Source organism: Pseudoalteromonas tunicata (assembly GCF_002310815.1).
GTDB classification, from domain to species: domain Bacteria; phylum Pseudomonadota; class Gammaproteobacteria; order Enterobacterales; family Alteromonadaceae; genus Pseudoalteromonas; species Pseudoalteromonas tunicata.
The window spans coordinates 904,006-925,898 of record NZ_CP011032.1; the positions used below are offsets into that span (position 1 = coordinate 904,006).

Below are 21,893 nucleotides of genomic sequence, written 5' to 3' on the forward strand. Positions count from 1 at the left end.
CTTGTATGAATTGCAGATTAGTTTTTCAAGTTATGTTGTTGTGTTAAACTAAGGCTCAAGATTAGCATTAAATCTTTTTAAAATCGAAACTAAATCTATGACTTACAACTTATGTCTACTGCCACGAGCAGAAAAATACCTAATTCAACTTGAGTATGAAGCCTCATATTGGGCGTATCAGATCAAAAAAGGAAAAAAAACCAGAGATGTGGTTTACAGTACGATTTTATCTCGCTCAGTATCTGAACAAGACTTTTTAAAACAAAAATTTGAATATTATTTAAGTATCATGTGATTACCGGTTTGGAATTACAAATATCGCAACTTGAGCAACTTAAGTACCCATTAGTTAATAAATTTTACGATCAGTTTCGAGTCAAAGGCCGTGCCAAAGGTCATGATGATGTTTGGGTTGGATATTTGGGCTACCAATTAATTGCAGCATGTCGAATTCAACATGTTGCGGAGCATTTATTTTTATCAACCTTGTTTGTTGACCCTGCTTATCAAGGCCTAGGTTATGGCAGACGAATCATTCAAGCCATTCAATCTTCTTATCAAACAAATATTTACTTATTTGCTCATCCTGATTTAAGTCCTTTTTATGCATCTGTTGGCTTTGCTGCTGTTAATACACTACCTGATGAATTAACTAAAATGCTAAAAATATATCAAAAGCATAATCTCAGCTTGGCATCATTTTTATCTACCTATTCACACTAACTTTAAACAATTTAGTTACAAATTAATGGTTTTACGTTCATAATAATTTAATAACAAGAGCGTGGAGAACTTGAGAGTTAATGTCGCAATTTAGTCGTTTTGCCATTGTTGTAATCATTTCATATTTATTACTTTTTTTGCCCTCTAATGGAAATGCACAGGTACAAAGACTCTCGCCTGATGAAGGTCTCAGTCAAAGCTATGTTAGTAATATGTTAGTGGATAAAAAAGGGTATTTATGGCTTGCCACTGAAGGCGGCTTAAATAAATATGATGGTTTGCAAGTGACCTCAGTTAATGGTCCTAATGATCTGTTAAAAGATGTGCAAATTGATTTAATTTATCAAGATTTAAAAGGGGTTATTTGGATTGCAACCTATATTCAAGGGTTGTTTAGTTACGATCCCGATACTGGTGATTTTCGCCAATATTTATTTCAGCCAGCATCTGTTGAGCAGTTAGAACAACAAACTGTGTATCAAATTCTCGATGCAGGTGATGAACAGCACTTGTGGTTAGGTCGGGGTACCGACTTGGCTATTTTAGATCGCCAAAGTGGCAAAATTAGTAAAGTGCTTGATATTCCTGATGCAGATAAAAAGACCTCGGTTATTCGCAAGATGCTGCAAATTAATGACTTTTTGTTTATAGCCACCTCTGACGGTTTATTTGTTTATGATATTAAAGCAAATCGTTTGCGACTGGTTGAACACATAAATAGTGACTCGATTAATCAAGCGCAAAACAATACCAAGGAATTGGTTTTGTTAGATGAAAATACCTTGCTGGTTGGCGCTGTGCAGGGGTTGTATCAAATTGATATCTCACAAACAAAACAATTACTCGAAACCCCCGATGTGCCGTTTAAAAGCCAAGAGCTAATAAGTGATTTAAATATTTGGCGTATCAATAAAAAAGCGAACTTTTTACGTTTAGCGACCGATCAGGGGGTATTTGATTATTATAAAAATGAAAATCATCTGGTAAAAAATACCGTTGTTACTGACACTTATACGCTTTCTGATCATAACATTATAGATATGCTTGAAGATGAGCATGGCTCATTATGGCTTGCGACTAAAAATGACGGCGCTTTTTATGTGCCAAAGAACGAAAATTATTTTGTTAATTATTTTGCTGAAAATATTCGCGGTGAAGGCCTATCAAGTCATAATGTGTGGACTATAGCTGAACAAGATGAATACTTGTGGCTTGGCACCGATAATGGTTTAACTAAATTAAATTTAAGTACTTATCAAAGCCAAGTGTTTTTACAAGATTACTTTGATGATGAATTTAATAATCGTTTAAAGATCACCGAAAGCCACTTATTTAACGACTATTTATTTTTCCCAAGCCGTAAGGGCTTAATGAAGTTTAATACTCGTACTTACCAAGTTGAACCTATCACCAGTATTTCTAAAGAATATGAGCCTTGGCTTTCAAATTGGTTGTATGGCAGCTATTTACATCAAAACCGTTACTTATATTTAATTGAACCCGATAACGGACCGTTTATTTTTGATTTAGTGACAACCGAAATTACACCATTAAAAGGTGATGTTGCTAAATTAGACCTTATTAATCTTCAGGGGTTTTTGGCACCGTTACCAGATAAACCAGACCAAGTACTTTTATCTGTGGTGGGTAATTTATATCGAGTAAATCAACAGTTTGAACAGCTAGAGCAAATTTATCAATCCGACCGGTTTCCATCGAACTTTGCTATCGATTTAAACGGCTTTGCAGTGGATAACGATAATGTGCTTTGGTTATCTTACATTGGTATGGGGTTGATTGGTTTAGATGCTGAAACGTTTCAAATACTTTATCCGTTTGAGGCTGATAAAAATAATATTGGTACAAAACTTTATGCATTAGTGCCTGATAAGAATGGCATGATTTGGATTTCGAGCCATCATGGAATTATTCGTTTTGATCCAAGTAAAAAACATTTTCAAAAATTTACTGTGGAAGATGGCTTAAATACGAATGAGTTTAACGATGCAGCGTATCTTACCCTTGCAGATGGTCGTATTGCTTTTGGATCTGTAAAAGGCCTTACCTTGTTTGACCCTTCAATGTTAATTCCTAAATCTGCGATTATTAATCAGCTTAATATCACCTCCATTAGTTTAATGTCGCGAGATATAGATTTACCTTCGATGTCCTCGCTTACTGCAATTGAGCTGGAACATGATGATATTGGCTTAGAAGTGTCTTTTTCTGCGATGACATTTCAACAACAAGAGCGGATTGAATTTCAATATCAATTAGGTGAGCAGCAAGAGGTTTCAACTCGCAATAATAAAGTTATTTTTCCAAAGTTTAGCCCAGGAAATTACGAACTTAAAATTCGTGCTAAAGATCCGCTTACAGGCGTTTTTACACCTGAAGCAAAATTATTTATTTCGGTAAAATACCCACCTTTTCGCTCACCAGTTTATTTAACTTTTTATGCATTGTTGGTCTTACTCACCGTTTTTATCTGGTTTCATCGGCGCAGTAAAATGCAGCAAAAATTAGTTGTTGCTCACAAAGAAAGCCAAGAAAGTGAAGCGCGATTAAAACTTGCTCTTGAAGGCAGTGGATCTGGGGTTTGGGATTGGAATATTGAATCTACCACTATATATCAGCCTCGATTAGTCAATGAGCTTGGCTACAGCCAAGATCATGTAACTCTTGATGAATACCTAAATAAAATACACCTTGAAGATCGCGCTAAGTTTCGCATTGAGTGGTTAGAGTTTTTATCAACCAATAAAGGTTCATTTAAGTGTATTTATCGAGTAAGGCATAAGAGCGGTTATTGGCGTTGGTATAAAGATTTTGGCAAGGTTATGGTGTGGGATAACCAAATGCCAAGTAAGGTAGCGGGTACTTATACCAACATGACCAATGAATTTGAGTCTGAAGAAAACGCGCGCTTATTTGGTGCCGCCTTTGAATACACTCGCGACTGGGTATTTATTTTAGATAAACAATTTCGAGTGCGTGCAACCAATCAAGTACTGCGTGAATCGTTTAATTTTAACGCCAGTCACACTTCAAGTCGAAAGTTATCTTTGGGGTTAAATAAAGATACTCGCCTCAATTATTTACGCATTATTGCTAAGTTAAAAGCGGGGGAGCATTTTCAATCAGATGAGGTGGTTGTCACTGCCGATGGTATTGCACACCCAGTAATCATAAAAGTCAGTACGGTGGGCGATAAAGATAATAACATTAATAATTATATTGTGGTTATTACCGATATTAGTGAGCAAAAAGATGCAGAAAAAGAGCTTAGAGTACTAGCCAATTACGATACCCTAACTAAGTTGCCAAATCGCTCGTTATTACTTGATAGGATTTCCCATGCTACAGAACTTAGCCGCCGCCATAAAAATCGCTTAGCTCTGCTCTTTATTGATCTTGACCACTTTAAACAAGTAAATGATACCTTGGGCCATGACCTTGGCGATACGTTGCTTATAACCGTAGCGCAGCGGTTGAAATATGGTTTGCGTAAACAAGATACTGTGGCTCGATTAGGTGGTGATGAGTTTGTAATTTTAATTGAAGATATTGATACCATAGATGAACTTATTCCGGTATGTCGTAAAATTTGTGAGGAAGTCAGTTTACCAGTGCAGCTAGGCAATCATCGTATGACGGTTGAGCCCAGTATTGGGGTCGCTATTTTTCCGGATGATGCCGATAACTCGTTAGATTTACTCAAATCTGCCGATATCGCCATGTATCACGCAAAAAAACGAGGTGGTGCGACTTATCAGTTCTTTCATCAAGAAATGAACCATAAAATTCAACGCAAAGTTCAATTAGAAAACGAATTAAAAGAAGCGGTAAAATTAAACCAATTTGTGAATTATTATCAGCCGATTATTAGTGCGACTGATTTTACATTAAAAGGCTTTGAGGTGTTATTGCGTTGGCGCCAAGATAATAAGCTCATATCTCCTGCTGAATTTATCCCTGTTGCTGAAAGTATGGGCTTAATTACCACGTTAACATTTGCAGCACTAACGCGAGCGATGCAGGATTTAAAAGCTTGGCTTGTGAGTAAACCCGACTGTTATGTTTCAGTCAATTTATCGGCGCGTGATTTTGAACATGAAACCATTGGAGAAAAACTGACTGATATTATTTTGCAAGCTGATATTAGTCCAACCCAAGTAGTGTTTGAGATAACCGAAAGTGCACTGATGCAAGATAGTCAAAAAGCGCTGGAGGCTATGCTGATTTTAAAGCAAAAAGGGTGTCGCATTTATATGGATGACTTTGGCACGGGTTATTCATCACTCAGTTATTTAAAACGCTTCCCAATTGATGTGCTGAAAATTGATCAAAGTTTTGTTGCTGATATCGGCCAAGATGCCAGTGATGAAGCCATCATCCATTCAACGCTTGCGTTAGCACACAGTTTGGGTAAAAGCTGTGTTGCCGAAGGGGTTGAAACAAAAGCTCAGGTTGAGTTTTTACAAATGTTGGGCTGTGATTATTTACAAGGCTATTTGTTTTCAAAGCCTGTGCCAAGCAATGAAGTTAGTAATTTACTCGATTGTAATTGGCTCAGTTATTATCAAGACTAGTTAATTACAGTACTGAATTATTAATCCTATCTCTACAAGCTAATTCAACGCTCACTGCGTTGGATTAGCTTGTAATAGTTTTACTATTGGCGCGCCAATGCGCCTTGTTAACCTTTAAAATCCCTGGCTGGAGATGACTCAATTAGATTTTTACTTTGAACTAAATATATTCGTAAATATCCTATCCAGAACTGAGGTTAGTTAAATGTCATTAAAAAGGGGATATTTTCCCTTTCAGTTATTTTATTATCAGCTTTCTAGTTTTTCACCACAGTGCGGGCAATAAACTAAATGATGTAAGGTATTGAGCTGCTGACGAATAGCTGCATTGGCTTCAAGCTTACTTAAACCTAAGTTAAGCCTAAGTTCTTCAAGTCTAAGTAACTCTGCTTTGGTTAATTTGCCATGGGCAAGGCTGGTATGTACTTCATCAGCAAAGACAGCTCGGCGTTTGCGAATTTGTTCTGAAAAACTCGACGCCAATAAGCCGGTAGGAATAGCCACCATGCCCATGCTTAAAATCGTAATGACGCCGCCAAATATTTTGCCAATAGGGGTGATGGGCACGACGTCGCCATAACCTACAGTTGTTAGAGTCGCCATTGCCCACCACATTGCCGCAGGGATTGAGCCAAACTTTTCGGGTTGAATGTCGTGTTCGAGTAAATAAATACCGCACGAGGCTAAAATTAAGATCACCGCCATAATAAAAAAAGCCGCCAATAACGAATTACTTTCTTCTTTAAATGATTGCAGTAGCAGTTGCATCGCACGTGAATAGCGGGTTAGTTTAAATATTCGTAACAGCCTTAATGCTCTTAAAAAACGCAGGTCGACATTAATAAACAAAGTGAGATAAAAAGGTAAGATAGCAATTAAATCTATCAGTGCCATTGGGCTAAAAATATACTTTATGCGGATTAACGTGGCGCTATCGCTGCTATTTTCGTATTGCTCTAAGTCCACACTTACCCATACCCGAGTGATATATTCAAGGCTAAAAATTGCGACCGATATCGCTTCAATCCACCAAAATAAGGTGGCGTATTGATCGGCAATCGATTGCACCGACTCAAGCACAATAGCCACAATATTGATGCTGATGATAAGCACCAAAATTGCATCAAGCCAACGGCCTTTATTAATATTTCTCCCTGAACCTTCGAGTATTTCAGCAAGTACCAGTCGAATTGGAAGCACAAGTTGACCTTTTAATGAATGTAAAAATTAAAATTGAGTACAGTTAACGCAATTGTAGTTGCATGCTCACTGTACCTTCTTCAAAGTCACGTTTGATAGTAAACCCGAGCTTTTTTGCCAGCGCTATCATACCGGTATTTTCTGGCAAGGTGATGCCGGCAATACAGGCAACATCGTGCTTTTTACAATGATCAATGGCGCTTTGCAGCAAAATACGGCCCAAACCTAAACCTTTTAAATCAGAACGGATCACAATCGCAAATTCGGCCTCTAAATTATCAGGTTCCATCAAAACCCGCGACACACCTAAGGTTTTAGGGCCTTTAGGTGTTTCTTGAGACACAATAAACGCCATTTCGCGGTCGTAATCAATTTGGGTCATTTTGGCGAGTTGTTCATGGCTAAAGTCGGGTAACTCACCAAAAAAGCGCTTATATCTATCTTCTTTAGTAAGTGCTAAATCAAATTCGCGATGAGCAGCTTCATCTTCGGGTTTAATTGGCCGCAGCACTGCACTCGAACCATCTTTTAGAGTAATTATTTGTTCAAGCTCTTTAGGATAAGGACGAATAGATAAGCGCTTTGAACGTGTGGTACTTTGGTATTTTTTTACTTGCATCATGGCATCAAGCACTAAAAATTGGCCATCAATCGCGAGCACCGGATTAAGTTCAAGAGATTCAATGTTCGGTTGATCTACAATTAATTGGCTTACTCGGGTCAGCAAGGCACATAAGGTATATTTGTCTATTTTATCGGGTAAATGTTTATCTTTTATGTAGCCTTTATCGTGCGCAGCGGCAATAAGATACTTGGCCAAGTTCATATTAAGTGGCGGAAGGGCCACGGCAGCTTGAGCAAAACTTAATCCTGTACCCGACTCACCTAATAAAATCACTGGCCCAAAACAGGGGTCTGTTTTTATCGCAATACGCAGCTCTTGAGCGCCAGCACGAGGGGCCATTTTTTGAATCGAAAACCCTTCGATGATGGCATCTGGATAGGTTTGTTTAATTCGAAGCAGTATCGAAAATGCGGTTTGTTCCACTTCATCGCCATCGTTAAGATTTAATACCACACCACCAACATCCGATTTAGACGGAATACTGGGACTGAGTAACTTTAATGCGATGGGAAAACCTAAGGCTTGTGCTTGTTCTCTGGCTTCTGATGGGGTCAGTGCGACTTCAGTTTGAATCACATCAATGCCATAGAAGTCTAGAATAGGGCGAGTCTGATAAGTGGATAAGTAGGTTTGTTTATCCGCAAGATGTTGGTTTATTTGTTGTTTAACGGTTTTACTATCAACGCTATAAGATTGCGGTAACGATTCAGGTGTTTGGGTTAAATGTTTTTGATTTCGACGATATTGCACCAAATGCATAAATGCGCCAACAGCCCCTTCAGGGGTGCGATAGGTAGGGATACCACCTAAGTTACAGATTTTTCGCGCCGCAAATGCGGCATCTTCGCCCATGAAATTAGTTAAAACATAGGGTCGTTGCATTTTTGGTAAAGCGTTAACGGTTTCAACAATTATTTTTGCGTATTCTTCACTTGGTGCCAGAGCCGAAGGGCTATGTAAAATCAATAGATTATCAACTTCCGGTGCCTTGAGTAAAACGTCTAAGGTTTTTTGATAACGGGCCGGGTCGGAGTCACCAAAAATATCAACTGGATTAGATGCCATATCTTCTTGAGGCATGACTTTATTTAGTTTTGCAATAGTTTCATCGCTTAGCTTTACTAATCGACCTGAGCTTTGGATTAACGTATCAACCGCCATCACTCCAGGGCCTCCACCATTGGTTAAAATACATAAATGTTCTTTTTTCAGAAGCTTGGGATGAAGGGCTAGAGTTTGTGTCGCGGCAAACAGCTCGCGTAAATCGTTAACTCGTAGCATACCTGCGCGTTGAAACATGGCATCATAAACTGCATCGGCGCTGGTTTGGCCGCCAGTGTGTAAGGTTGCAGCTGCTGCTCCTAAAGCTGTTTTCCCCGTTTTAATTGCAATGATGGGTTTATTGACTGCTGCAGCGCGTGCAGCTGAGATAAAACTGCGGGCATTGGCGATATTATCGATGTAGAGCAAAATGGCCTGGGTTTTTGGGTCGCGGCCTAAAAAGTCAATTAATTCATGAAAATCTAAATCGCAGCAATCACCCATAGAGACAAAATATGAAAAGCCAATGCCTTTATTTTGTGCCCAGTCTAAAATGGTAGAGCACACAGCTGCCGATTGAGAAATAAAAGCTAATTTACCTGGGCTGGCAATGGTATGAGAAAAGCTTGCGTTTAAGCCAATGCTTGGGATTAACAATCCTAAACAATTAGGGCCAAGTAAGCTGACGCCATATTCTTTAGCTGTTGCGATAAGGGCTTGCTTTTGTTCAGTTTTAAAGCCAGATGCGATTAAAATGGCGTGCTTACAGCCTTTTTCGCCAAGCTCTTTTATTAAGTTGATAGAAAGGTGTTTGTTGGTACATAAAATTGCAAGATCAGGAATTTGAGGTAATGCGGCAATCGTTGGGTAGGCAAGCACACCGTGAACCGCTTTATACTTAGGTGTGACGGGCATTATGGGGCCGTTAAATCCACCTTGTAGTAAGTTTCGCATTACCACAAAACCGGCTCGGTTAGTTTGATTTGATGCCCCAATGACTGCAACTGAACTGGGATTAAAAAACTGGCTGATCCGCTTTACACTCATGGTAGTCCCTCAAATTTGCTCTCAATTGCTTGATCTTGAAACAATTTAAGAGTTAAAGCTTTTAAAGTATCAATTTTAGATTGAGATTACGCTAAAAGGCTAGGTTAGTTAACTAACTTTGTTTATTATCAATAGTCTTACAGCGTAATTGACTCAATATAAAAGGCAACTCGAATGACCTTATTGTTTATGTGTGCCGCCTTAAGCGCTGGCAACTTAGATTTCAAACAAATGATCCCAAATGGGCAATCAGAAAAGGTATCGGTTCATCCTTTAGGATCGCAGCAAATGTCTGCCGAGCATTTGATGTTTATCAATAAATCCGCTGAACTAGTGATTAATTCTATGCAAACAGAGCGAATTTTTGTTTTAAATGGTGTTGGAATTGTCACCCTTGATGAGCAAGCACATTGTGTAAAACAAGGGGATTTTATCGATATTCCGGCTGATTTAGCGAGTATTACCTTACGGTTTGATCAAGATGTAAAAGTACTGTCAGTTCAAGCAAGTTAACTGAATTAAAAAGGAAATGCGATGACACAAAAAACAATTAATAGTGCTATTTTAGGTGGTTGTTTGGCGCTTGGCTTAATTGGTTTAGGCTTTGTGCTAAAAGATGGTTTATTAGCATTTAAATCAATGGAACGTAGTGTATTAGTTAAAGGATTAGCCGAACAAGAAGTAGCTGCTGATACTGTTATTTGGCCCATTCAATTTAGCGATACAGGCAATAAACTTGCCCCATTAGTTGAACAAATTCAGACTAAAAATCAAGCTGTGATTGCTTATTTAAAGTTACATGGTTTTGAAGATAGCGATATTACAGTGGCTGCCCCTGCGATAATTGATAAATTGGCAGATCAATACAGTAGCAATCAAGCCGGTCAATTTCGCTATATTGTGCGCTCAACGTTGACGGTTTATAGCCACGATAGTGAAAAAGTTGGGAATGCGCTGGCGCAAATTAGCGAACTAGCAAAGCAAGATATTGCAATTGCTGGGCAAAATTATGAGAGCCGAGTGCAGTATTTATTTACAGGCTTAAATGAGCTCAAACCGCAGATGATCCAAATCGCAACAGAGCAAGCGCGCGAAGTGGCGGAAAAATTTGCCAGTGATTCAAAATCTCAGCTTGGTAAAATTAAATCAGCTCGCCAAGGGCAATTCACTATTGAAGACCGTGATTCTAATACCCCACAGATTAAAAATGTGCGCGTTGTTTCAACGGTTGAGTATTATTTATCAGACTGATAATGGCTGTGGTTCAGTGTTTTTTGCTTGTTGTTAGTTAAAAATTAAAGGATGAGTTTTTATGCTTCATATTACCAATGGCGATAGTGCTAACGGCTATTTAAAGCGCATAGGCATCTTGGGTCAATTTCAAGCTTGGCAAGATGCCCTGCATGAAGGGAAAATAACCGCCCATACAGATTTAACCATAATTAGCGAACGCCGAAGCCACTTTTTAGCTGAGTACTTTTGCCTTGATTTAAAAACGGTGCAAGCTAAGTTTGCCAAGCGAGATGACGTGTTTGGCGGCTGGCCTATTAATGAGCCAATGACGCTTTGGCTTACTCCAGAGCTGTTTGATGCGTTGATTGGTTTGCAGTTTTTAGCTTGGTATCGTGACAGTGGACGTGCAATAGAGCAACTTAATATTGTGATGCTGCCTGAATACTTACCACCACAAGATTTAACTGCGGCAGAAATTATTAACCATTATCAAAGCCGCTTTAGTCCAAGCGCAGAATTCTTTCAGTTAGCTGAACAAGTATGGCTGGGTTTAGTAACGTCACTTGATATGTTAGAGCGCACTTTGGCACTCGATTTTAAATATTGGCCCAATCTCAAACCTGCAATGCTGCGTTACTTAGAAGAAAAACGCCTTAATCATGGTTATAACCGTACTCAGTGGCAGATTATTGAAGCGCTTGCTAATGGCCCGCTTTCACTCGCCCAGCTTTTTGGTGCAAATCAAAATCAAGAAGAAGTCGCCTTTATGGGCGATTTAAGCTTTTGGTGTTTACTCGAACAAATGCGCGATATTATTAACATCAATACCGATGAGTGTATTTTACATCATGAAATTGAGTTTTATCATTTGCATCAGTGCCAGCTAAATGCTCAAGGTTTGGCTTTACTGTAGTGATGTACTTGTCATAGAGTAAGTCAAACCGTGTGTTTAGTATCCCGCAATATAATCGAGATTAAAAGTCGAATACTCTATTTTTCAAATTGAAAGAGATCCGAACTGGAAAGTTATACAATAAAAAATAAATATTTTGAACTAAAAAATATTGTATGTCATAACCGAAATTATTTATGAAAGCAGATCTTTGCATGAATATACTAAAGTGAAAATGATTAATTTTTTTGATTTCTTTACGTAATTACTATTTTATTTTTTAGTTATAATTACAGTTAGTACTCTCGATAGTGATCACAATAACCTCAGACCTAATTTATAAAAAATATTGGTACTGAGGTTATGTCAATTTTAAAATTATGAACTTAGAAATTACGGCTCTACGGTACAATCATTTCCATTGCATTCTGGACGAAATTCAGTTTCAATTATGGGGTCGTCATAAATGTTCAAAAATAGGTTATTTGATACATTAATATCCACTCTATTGATGGTGATGTTTGGTGTGTCTTTGTTAAACTTTAAAGATTTTTGTCTAGAAGTTAATTTCACTGTTAAAGACTCGTTACTGATTAAATCTTTAAACGCATTTTCAACTTTAATAGCATAATCCTCGCCACGATATATGTATTGATTTTTCGGTAAATATCTATCTAATCCTAAGAGTACATCTTCATAGCCATCGAGCCTTGAGTTCAATGCTGAGATGATACTGTTTTCAAAACCGACTTTAAGTGAGTCTTCTAGTTTATTAGTAAACTGTGAATTAAAAAGAGGTATTAATAAATCTAAAATACTATCTACATCCACATCTACATTCATCTTAAATCCGGAATTAGCTCTTAAACCTGATAACTTCCCTGAGTAAGGATTATACTTACCTATTAAGGTTAGCTTATTTGAAGAAACCCTTATTTTACCCTTAGCGTACCAACTCTTTTTAATTTTTGCATAAGCAGATATTGAAATATTACCAACACGAGCTTCTATAGTACCATCTGATAAACCTATTAATTTTACTTCAAGATCACCAAGAATTTGAAAGTCGTAAGAGGCTAATGATGCTTCACCAGAAATTGCTTCTTGAATTTCTGCCTTTATTTTTTGTCTAATATTATTTTCATAGCTTAGTATAGACCCAACTTTCCGAGTAATTTTTAGTAACTCTTTATTCGTTATTGACTTATTGAAATTATTTCCATAAGTCAAGACCCCTGTGGCTTCCCAACCATTATAAGGCACATAATCAGTATAATTAGCTTCACTAGTAAAACTACTCAGTGCACAACCAATACCAGCAGCAACTATCATAAACTTAAAATTTCTATTCACTTTACTTTCCCTTTGTTAATTTTAAAAATATAAAATACCTTAATCAGGTACTTGTGTGAACTTTTATTTTTTATTCCTTTTCTAACGTTAATATGAACAAGTGAGGTTCGAATAGATTTTGAATATGTGATATTGGTTATTGCACCAGAAACGCTACAAAATAGGATGGAAATCTTGCTGAGTCTTTATTGATTCTGTATTTTTTATTTCATAAAAGAGCTTTAAAAAATGACTGTTTTTAATAGAAAGTCTTTGTTTTTTACCATATTTGAGAGCATAATTTACTAAGTAAATTAATATAAATCAAAAATAAATTTTAAATTTTACTTAATTTATGATTATAAAATTCCCATAGCATAAAATTTAGCAATTGCTTGTTGCCTATTTGAGCTATTTGTTTTCCTAATGCAATTTGCAATATGGTAGTTAACTGTGCGATCAGTAATGGTCAATATTTTGCTTATTTCCCAAGATGTTTTCCCTTCAGTTGCCCACTTTAAACATTCGATTTCTCTTTTTGTGAAATTTACTGTTTTATTTGATTTCTTTTTACATCTTTTAAAGGCGTCGTACATATAAATAACTATAACTATTGATTTAAAATGTTCTTCCTTTAATAATTTATTATTCTCAGTTCTTAGTATTAAGCAGCCAAAGTCATACAAAGTACCTTTGAAAGGGATGATTAGAGTATCGCAAAAGATTGAAAAACCTTTTTGTTTTCTAGAATCTTTCAACTCAAAGAAATTAGTTATTTCACTTAGTTTAAGAGGTTTAACTTCGGTCTGGCAATAGGTTCTAATTAAATTATCATCTTGAATCAAGCGAGATAATGCTCTACCAAGTTCTCCATATATTTTTACAGATTCTTGCTCATTTAAATTAGTTGAAAAAACACAGAAAGCATAGTTTTTTGCATTTAAAAACTTGGCTATGTTATTAACTTCATTATTTAAATCGCTTAAAGAATTTACTTTCTCTAGTTTTTTTATTGGCTTAGCCAAATTATTTATTGTTACTTCTGGAATCAATTTAATCACCTTGTTAAGGTTAAGAAAAAGTATCCCATTTTTAAATGAAATACAGGTTTGTTAAGCCATGAAATATATGTTCAGTGAGATAATATTCAGTTGATTATTATTCCGTTTTTTTAATGGCTGTGTCGATTTTCCTGGTGCTACTAATTTAAGGGTTATCAATTCATGCCAAGTTTTATTTGAGAGTGTTTTTTTTACTGTTTTTTTATCGCTAGTGAATTTATATAATCCATTATTTACTAAGCTATATAGCTCATCACTATGCTGAACTAAATTTGAAAGAGTATTAATATATTTATTTATTTCTGCAAGGGTGTCATGGTCAAGAGTTAATGAATAGATGGTGTTGCCGGATAAAAAATATTGCTTTGCATTGTAAGAATATAGTCTTGGGGCTTCAGATGTTACTAAAGTATCAATATCGAGAGTGATTTCTTTATTTTGAGTGATTATCTTAACGTTGATGTTTGGAACTGAGCTTGTTTCTTCTGTGGAAGTTAAAGACTCTTCACATTTTAAAATCCAATTATCATTGCTTTTATTGTTTTTTATAAAGTCACATAACAAAGGTCCTATCGATGAAGTTATTATAGGCTCATCTTGGGGGTTAATGTTTGTATTAATAGTTTTATTTTCGATTCTATATGTGTTTTTATTGATTTTTATTTCTACAGAATAAGGTGGTTTTTCTTCGAAAAATATAGGTGAGAATTCTATTTTTATTTTTTTTTTACAATTAATCATTAACTCATGATGAGTATCATTTAATTTATTTATTTGAGAAGTGCACAGTTGAGAGTCTAGAAATACGAGATTAGTTAGGGGGGGCGAGCATGTAATATTTGATTTTAGTTTTTGGTCGGGGGGGGCGTCTTATTCGTATTTGAACCAGAGCATGCCAAATTCGATAAACTCAACACAATAATCTCATCACAATAATAGTGCTAAATTTCCATATCTTTCTCAACACGATAGCTTCCTACAACATAAATAAATTCCCCTTTAGGATGATAGTAACAAGAATTATTTAAAATGCACAGTACCTAAATTGGATACTGGTATATTTATCAGGTTTGGTTGTGTGAAAAATAAACATGTCAGAGAATCTTACCGAACTTTCATGTTGCTCTAATGAAAATTATACAACGTGTAGGTTTTCAGAACCTTTGTACATTTGATTTATGTAACTGTTTAACATTGCTGTTTTTAAATTTTTTAAAATATATGTCCGTTAAGATTTATATAAATCTAGTTGTAACAAGTAATTGTCAAGGGAACGTTAATTTAAACAATACACTTAAAAATTAAGAGATTAGATAAATATCATGACATCAATTATTAAAAACTCGCAACTTGCATTGGCTGTGACTGCATCTATTTTTTCAACATTAGCGATCGCAGCTCCACTGGATCAATCAGAGAAAGACATCCAAGGATTGTTTTCTGTTGATACACAGCAGGCTTACACGCTTTATGCAGATTCAGCCGATCAAAATTTAGTGTGGTATGTACCAAAAGTTGGCCAAATTGCGTTGTCTGGTGCAAGTACATCAGCACCTAAGCCAAGCTTTTCTGTTTATGCGCGCGCTCCTTGGACTGGAATATTTTCGGGACAGAATTTAGTTCATTTTGGTGGTGCATTTAATACGTCAGGTGATAGAGGTGCCCTTTTAAAACTTGAAAGTGAAGCGCATGCTCAAGGTTTAAGAATATCTCCAGCTCAGGCTGCAAAGGTAACAACTAAGTTTTTACTTACCGATTTAATAGTTGGTAATGATGGTCGAATTAATACTCAATGTGATACTGAAGAATGGAATGGCCCGAATGGACTAGTACTCATCCCTGTTTGTAAAGCACTCAATAGCGAAGGTGAATGGGTAAATACTGACTTCCTTTCTAAATTTAGAACTGCGACTCCAAGAGGAAATAGCACTGTTTCTACTTACATTCCTTTTCAGGCAACAAGTATGCCTGATTGGGATTTTACTGTTCAAGAATGGATGGAAACAGGCTCAAATTGGGATGCAAATATTCAAGCGGTTGCAGAGTGGGAACTTACAACAGTTAAGAAAGTGCGCGTGGCTAGAATCAATATTGATTGGTCTCGAACTTTTGAACAAGCGAGTACATTTTTTGCTATTCATAATAATGCCTGTTTAGAGGTTGAAGTTGGAACTTTCTTTAAACGTTTACTTGATAATCAAAATGGTGAGTCGGGAATTACAGTCGAATATTTACAAGCTGATGGCACGTATGCTAATGAGCCAACATCAGAAGAGCAGTTTATTCAAACTGTTGAAGCTGTTCGTAAAGAAATGCGTGATGAATTATTTAATGAAATGCGTGATTTTGGTCAATCTCAAATTGGTGATGTAAACAGAGAAGCAACAGCGATGTACACCATGAGAGCAAACTATGAGAAGTTAGTTTTTAAACGTAATGAAACACGTTATGTATCTTGGAACCCAGGTTCTAGTGTTACAAATGCTTCTACCAATATGAATATTCAATGTGTTACCGGGGGCTTTGGCACACAAGTAACATGGGATATGGAAGATCCTGCATGTAGAAGTATTGCTGGTCAGCAATAGTTTTTAGCAACGACTAAATTTGAAACCTTTAAAGAGGTTTCAAATTTATTAGTTTTAATACTTATCTCATATTGGAAAGAAAATGAAAAATAAATTTGTTTTAAGTTCACTCTTATTGAGTGCTTTGGCAAGTGTAAGTGTAAGTGTAAGTGCAATCACGCTTGATGAAATTGATTTTGCCAATGCTATCGAAACGCAAGACTTACTATATGCGCCTTTAAAAGGCACCACTTCTAACCGCGGTGCTTTTTGGTATAAAGATATTCAACAAAAAATAGTAGGTCCTTCAAATGCTGGCTGGGGAATAAAACGCATTACTATTAGAGCGTTTCCACAAAGCCATAATAATAATGTTTATTCAGAGTTTGTTTCTGTGAATAACATACTTGATATTAGAAATAATGTATTACCAGAAAATGCTATTTTATGTGAAGCGACAGACACATTAATCAATAAGCTAAAAGGTTATGGTATTTATTATAATCTTCAATCTAATGTAGGTAATTACCCCAGCGTTTGCTCTTTACAGCTCAAGTATCAAGCTAGTGATGAAACACAAGAAGCTGAAATTGTTGATTTTGTAAATTCGAATAAAGTGATTACTGTAAGTTACAACATTTCGACCTCGATAACACCAGCTGTCACTATGGATGTACCTAATATCATTTCAGCCTTAGTGAGTGATTCAGTATTAGTACTTGATACCGATAAAAATCTCTATGAAGGTGATGCATATAAAGTGCTTTTTCAGAGTGCTCAATATTCAAGTTCACTTTTTCGCAACGATAAAACCAATGAAGAACCACTTGAATATGTTGATTGGAAGCGGTTTATAGACTTGCATGAGTTTTCAACATCGGCAACTCTTCTATTAGATAAAAATGTTGCCGAGCAAGTTGTTGAAATTACAGTACCAGGCGGTAGTGAAACCATTTTGAGTGTGAATTTTTAAATTGTTTCGCAGTTTACTATTTACTTGTTTTCTACTTTTTCTTTCACTGTCTTTAGATAGTAAAGCAGAAGTAGAACTCATCATTGATGAATGCAAAGGCTGCCATACGAGTAATCGATTGTTAGTAGAAGAGCGTTTTTCAAATGGCTTTGGTAAATGGAAAGATCCGCAATGTTTTGGCTGTCACCAAGAAATTACGGAAATTGCCATTAAGTTTAATTCTGGAGTCAAAGATCAGAGATATTATACTTTGCCTGTTAGTGATTCAAAATTAAAAGTAATTGGGCATTATTCTTTATCTTATTTAAATGCGCCGCTGAACCCAGTAAAAAATTCAGATAAGCGTGGCCGATTTACTCGTTTGACATTGTTGAGGTTTTTGCAAAGACCTTTTGGTCAATGTAATAAATCTGGTGAGTGCCAAGCTCCTTTGATGATGGCTTATCCTACTATTTCACAAAGAAATATTGAGCATTTTAGTGATTGGTTAAGCCCATTTTATGAGAATAAGGATAACAATCTAGAAGCTGATTTTAAGGATGATTTAGCTCCTAATCTTGGCGCAGCTTTGTTTAATGAAAAATGTTCTGGGTGCCATAGCGATAGTGATTTAAGTGGGTATGACAGTGTAGGTTTAAGTTTGTTCTCTCATCAATGGATTTTTAATTATGCTAATCGCATGACTCATACGGTAACACCTGAACGAAAGATGCCAGCCATTGCAATCAGTATGGCTGAAGCATCCCAACTTGCTATTTTCTTCCAAAATCAAAGGTTGGAAAAAGAACAGCAACTTGAGCAATCATTAAATGAGATTCCTAACACTTTTCTTCAAGATGATAAGTCAGCATTGTCAAAGAGTGAGTCATTTTACCTTTGGAAGAGACTATGGCGAGATAATAATTGTGTTCATTGCCATGGTATAGAGGGAAGAGCAAATAATGCCTTTGATACTTCTGAAGTTGGTATAACACGTTGGCTTACCAATAATGATCCATTTGATTTATATGCTCGATTAATCACGAGAGAAAAAGAGTCACAGTTTGGCATTGGCGCTAAAGTACCCGGTATGCCAATGACCAAAAGTCCAGTACCTACACAAGTTACTTCTTTGCTCAGCCGTTGGATCAAAAATGGTTGCATAAATCTAAATGAAGAGGCGCTTTGTGTACAAAATACGCAAAATAATGAGAAGCAAAAATGAAATTTAAGTATCTTAAAGCGCTACTTATATACGATATATTATTATATTTATTATTAAATAGTAGTGTAAGCGCAACACCGGTCTCCCCTGAGGTTGATAATATAGCAAGCCGATTCAGCGTCGATATGCAAAGTGAGTTTCATCTATTTTCTGACTCAATTAATAGAAGGTTAGTTTGGTATATTCCTAAAGTCGGAGGAATTCGGAAAATAGGGAGTCGCCCTGCGTTTACCGTTTCATCGAGCACTATTGAAACAGGCCCTTTTTCAGGAGAAAGTGCAGTTAGTTTTCAAGGAAAATTTAATGCGCTAAGTCGGACGCCAAATATTACAAGGTTGAGTACAGAAGCTGCGAGTAAAGGGTACTATATTAAACCAGCAGAAGTATCAGCAGCTGACACGCGATTTTTGCTCGCAGGCTTTCAGTTAGATAATAATGGAATATTGAGAACGACATGTAATATTGAAACTTGGCAGAGTCCAAATGGGTCAATCCAAATTCCAGTTTGTAAGGCACTTGATGATCAAGGGAATTGGCAGGAAGTGGATTTTCTATCTTCGTTTTTAGCCAGTTTGCCTATAGAAGGCAATGTTGAACAAGATATCCCTTTTAGTGGGCAAACTTTGCCTGGATGGCACATGTCTATTTCTGATTTATTAGTAACGGGCTCAAGCTGGGATGCTGAAATTCAGTTATTAACAGACTGGAAGCTCAAAACCAATACGCAATTGAAAGATGCACGTATTAATATCAGATGGCGAGAATTGGTCAGATATATGATTTCTAAAATGATAGAAAATCGCTACTGGTCAATTACCAAAGGTCATTTAGATAATATATTGGCTCAGGCAATAAGTAGTCGAAATGGGATGTCAGTACTTTATTATCACAGTAATGGTTCGACATCACAATCCCCGGAAGATTTGAGTCAAAAAACGCGTATAAAGAACAATCTATTGCATTTATTAAGAAAAGAGTTGTTTATTCCGGTATTTAGCCCTAGAAATGTGCTTTCGGATCTAGTGAAAAGACCTGATCCAATCAACCCTTATTTGCCATATACAACTCCCACCTTAGAAGAGGTTGAAAGAAAATGGAGTAAAAACTCATACAAAGTATATGAAAAAATTATTCAACCAGCATACAGTGTTAGTATAAATAAAAACTCAGCTTATTATCCACCACCACAATGTCCTTATACTAGCTCTGCTGATTCGACGATTGCATATCAATGCCATGAACCTGATCCTTGTAGTTATTCAATTCAAGGCGCATGTCAACCACCCCCTCCGCCAGTTTGGGAGGCTCGTTATATATTAAAATCTAATTATTGGAGGTTGTTATCTTCTCCTTCGTCGAACTTTAATATTTATTTAAATGGAATTGAAATCCTCAATGCATCAACTTATATGACGATTGATTGTATCGAAGGGGATGTTGATGTTCCTTTGCGATATATTGCTAATTGCCATTAATCTAAGTTCATATAAAAAAACCAGTTATGAAATAACTGGTTTTTTTGATTTCATTGTATTGAAATTATAATTTTACAATTACGCTTTACCTGCCGTAGCAATGTACTCTTCTACGTAGCTTTCAAGTACGTTTAATGGCAGTGGGCCGTTTTTAAGTACGACATCGTGGAATTGACGAATATCAAACTTGTCACCTAGTTGTTTTTTCGCATGTTCACGTAGCTCTAAAATTTTCAGCATGCCAATTTTGTATGCTGTTGCCTGAGATGGCATGACTACGTGACGCTCAACCATTTTTACACCATCAGAAGTGGCGTTTGGTGTATTGTTGACGTAGTAATCAATCCCTTGTTGGCGAGTCCATTTCATTGCGTGGATCCCAGTATCAACCACTAAACGACATGCACGCCATAATTCCATTGATAGACGACCAAAATCTGAATAAGGGTCAGCGTAGAGACCCATTTCTTTTGGCACTAGTTCAGAATATAAGCCCCAACCTTCAACATAAGCCGTGTAACCACCAAATTTACGAAACTTTGGAATGCCTTCAAGCTCTTGCGCAATAGCGATTTGCATATGGTGACCTGGAATACCTTCGTGATAAGCAAGTGCTTCTAACTGGTACGTTGGCATTGCATCCATGGCATATAAGTTAGCGTAATAAATACCTGGGCGTGAACCGTCTGGTGCTGGTTGTTGATAAAAGGCTTTCCCTGCTGCTTTTTCACGGAATGCTTCAACCGCTTTTACTTGTAAATCGGCTTTTGGTTTGGTGATAAATAGCTCGTCTAAACGCGCTTTCATATCATCAATCACTTTTACAGCTTGATCTAAATACGCTTTTTTACCTTCAGCAGTATTGTCGTAATAGAACTGCTTGTCTGTTTTCATAAACTGCATAAAGGCTTTTAAATCGCCTTTGAAGCCCACTTTATCTTTGATTGCACGCATTTCATCGTGAATACGCGCTACTTCACTTAAGCCAATGTTGTGAATTTCTTTAGCGGTTAAGTTTGTTGTGGTGGTACGGGCAAGTGCATTGTTGTAAAACGCTTCGCCTTCTGGAAATTTCCATGCGCCATCACGTTCGTCAGCACGTTTTGCTAACTGCTCCAAGTAGCTGATTAATTTACTATAAGCTGGTTTGATTGCTGTTTTTAAGCTTTCGTTTGCTTCTTTAATTAACGCGTCTTTTTCGGTTTGTGTGATTTCAAGCGCATTAACTTTACGAGTAAAGTCAGCAAGTAACGTTGAATCGTCACCTTGTTCAAACGGAGCACCTTTGATGATGTTTTTACTTGAATCAATCACATGAGGAAATACAAATTTAGGCGCGATAATGCCTTTTTGTGCGCGGATTTCGAGGTCTTTTTCAAGTTGCTCAAATACCGCTGGTACGCCGTTTAAGCGCGAAATATAGGCTTTTGCATCTGAGACATCGCTAATTTGATGTTGATTGATTAAAAATGCAGGCACCATAGAGTGAGTTCCAAACATTTGGTTCACTGGGTAGTCGTGGTAGCGCCATTTAAAATCTGCAATGCCTTCTTCAAGGCTTTGCTTAAATAAGTCGTAGCTTGTTTGGGTGATTGGATCTAGCGCTGCGCGGTTAATAGTGAGTAACGTCGCTAAGTCTTGTTTTGTTAATTCAAGATCTTCAAGTGAACGCGCTTCTGAGCCATCATCCCATTTATCGTAATCTTGTTTTATCCCCATATAGGTTTGATATACCGGGCTTCGCATTACGCCACGCATAAACGAATCTTCGAATAGGGCATTGGCTTTAGCGACTTCGCTGGCTACAACTTGAACTTGCTCTGTTGCAGGTGTGCTTTGTGCGTTTGGCGTTTGTTGGCAACCGGCTAAAAGCACAGCACTAATGGTTGCTGCTAAGAGTGTCATTTTACGCATCTTCTATCACCTTT

The 21,893-nt window shown here is 36.8% G+C and carries 16 protein-coding genes; 10 read left to right on the forward strand and 6 right to left on the reverse strand.

From position 1 onward, the window contains the following. The first annotated feature begins 97 nt into the window (after positions 1-97). The 3 genes from PTUN_RS04200 (at position 98) to PTUN_RS04210 (ending at position 5,315) form a co-directional block, all read left to right on the forward strand. A complete protein-coding gene (locus PTUN_RS04200; protein ID WP_009838454.1) occupies positions 98-295 on the forward strand; it encodes a DUF3283 family protein in 198 nt (65 codons plus the stop codon). Further along, a complete protein-coding gene (locus PTUN_RS04205; RefSeq protein WP_009838455.1) occupies positions 292-723 on the forward strand; it encodes a GNAT family N-acetyltransferase in 432 nt (143 codons plus the stop codon). Before PTUN_RS04200 ends, PTUN_RS04205 begins: the two co-directional genes overlap by 4 nt. An 80-nt stretch (positions 724-803) precedes the next feature. Continuing rightward, complete coding sequence (locus PTUN_RS04210; protein WP_009838456.1) at positions 804-5,315, forward strand: EAL domain-containing protein; 4,512 nt, start codon at positions 804-806, stop codon at positions 5,313-5,315. 249 nt (positions 5,316-5,564) lie between these two features. Here the strand turns inward: PTUN_RS04210 and PTUN_RS04215 are convergent, their stop codons facing one another. Further along, complete coding sequence (locus tag PTUN_RS04215) at positions 5,565-6,515, reverse strand: ion transporter (protein WP_009838457.1); 951 nt, start codon at positions 6,513-6,515, stop codon at positions 5,565-5,567. 43 nt (positions 6,516-6,558) lie between these two features. Continuing rightward, a complete protein-coding gene (locus PTUN_RS04220) occupies positions 6,559-9,228 on the reverse strand; it encodes a bifunctional acetate--CoA ligase family protein/GNAT family N-acetyltransferase (RefSeq protein WP_009838458.1) in 2,670 nt (889 codons plus the stop codon). A gap of 174 nt (positions 9,229-9,402) precedes the next feature. Between PTUN_RS04220 and PTUN_RS04225 the strand changes: the two genes are divergently transcribed. From PTUN_RS04225 to PTUN_RS04235, 3 genes are all read left to right on the forward strand, one after another. Next, positions 9,403-9,741, forward strand: coding sequence for a cupin domain-containing protein (locus PTUN_RS04225; protein WP_009838459.1), 339 nt, complete (start codon positions 9,403-9,405; stop codon positions 9,739-9,741). Between the two features lie 21 nt (positions 9,742-9,762). Beyond that, positions 9,763-10,479 (forward strand): SIMPL domain-containing protein, encoded by a 717-nt coding sequence (locus PTUN_RS04230; RefSeq protein WP_009838460.1) that lies wholly within the window; start codon positions 9,763-9,765, stop codon positions 10,477-10,479. Between the two features lie 61 nt (positions 10,480-10,540). Beyond that, complete coding sequence (locus PTUN_RS04235; RefSeq protein WP_009838461.1) at positions 10,541-11,374, forward strand: hypothetical protein; 834 nt, start codon at positions 10,541-10,543, stop codon at positions 11,372-11,374. A 372-nt stretch (positions 11,375-11,746) separates the two neighbouring features. Here the strand turns inward: PTUN_RS04235 and PTUN_RS04240 are convergent, their stop codons facing one another. The 3 genes from PTUN_RS04240 to PTUN_RS04250 form a co-directional block, all read right to left on the reverse strand. After that, positions 11,747-12,706 carry a hypothetical protein gene (locus PTUN_RS04240; protein ID WP_040643836.1) on the reverse strand — a complete coding sequence of 320 codons (960 nt, stop codon included), beginning with the start codon at positions 12,704-12,706 and terminating at the stop codon, positions 11,747-11,749. Between the two features lie 338 nt (positions 12,707-13,044). Beyond that, positions 13,045-13,737 (reverse strand): helix-turn-helix transcriptional regulator, encoded by a 693-nt coding sequence (locus PTUN_RS22125; protein ID WP_050760029.1) that lies wholly within the window; start codon positions 13,735-13,737, stop codon positions 13,045-13,047. A 60-nt stretch (positions 13,738-13,797) separates the two neighbouring features. Next, positions 13,798-14,487: a hypothetical protein gene (locus tag PTUN_RS04250; protein ID WP_096035234.1), complete on the reverse strand. Its 690-nt coding sequence runs from the start codon at positions 14,485-14,487 to the stop codon at positions 13,798-13,800. Between the two features lie 581 nt (positions 14,488-15,068). Here PTUN_RS04250 and PTUN_RS04255 point away from each other — a divergent pair. The 4 genes from PTUN_RS04255 to PTUN_RS04270 all read left to right on the forward strand — a co-directional run bounded on the left by PTUN_RS04255 (position 15,069) and on the right by PTUN_RS04270 (position 19,965). Further along, positions 15,069-16,334, forward strand: a complete 1,266-nt coding sequence (locus PTUN_RS04255; protein ID WP_009838465.1) for a hypothetical protein — start codon at positions 15,069-15,071, stop codon at positions 16,332-16,334. A gap of 82 nt (positions 16,335-16,416) precedes the next feature. Beyond that, the gene (locus PTUN_RS04260; RefSeq protein ID WP_009838466.1) at positions 16,417-17,286 is read left to right on the forward strand and encodes a hypothetical protein; all 870 of its coding nucleotides are present in this window, start codon (positions 16,417-16,419) and stop codon (positions 17,284-17,286) included. A gap of 1 nt (position 17,287) precedes the next feature. Then, entirely contained in the window at positions 17,288-18,490 is a 1,203-nt protein-coding gene (locus tag PTUN_RS04265; RefSeq protein ID WP_009838467.1) for a c-type cytochrome, read from the forward strand. Further along, complete coding sequence (locus PTUN_RS04270; RefSeq protein ID WP_009838468.1) at positions 18,487-19,965, forward strand: hypothetical protein; 1,479 nt, start codon at positions 18,487-18,489, stop codon at positions 19,963-19,965. Before PTUN_RS04265 ends, PTUN_RS04270 begins: the two co-directional genes overlap by 4 nt. Positions 19,966-20,043: 78 nt before the next feature. Here PTUN_RS04270 and PTUN_RS04275 read toward each other — a convergent pair whose 3' ends face one another. Continuing rightward, positions 20,044-21,879, reverse strand: a complete 1,836-nt coding sequence (locus PTUN_RS04275) for a DUF885 domain-containing protein (protein ID WP_009838469.1) — start codon at positions 21,877-21,879, stop codon at positions 20,044-20,046. Positions 21,880-21,893 lie beyond the last annotated feature (14 nt).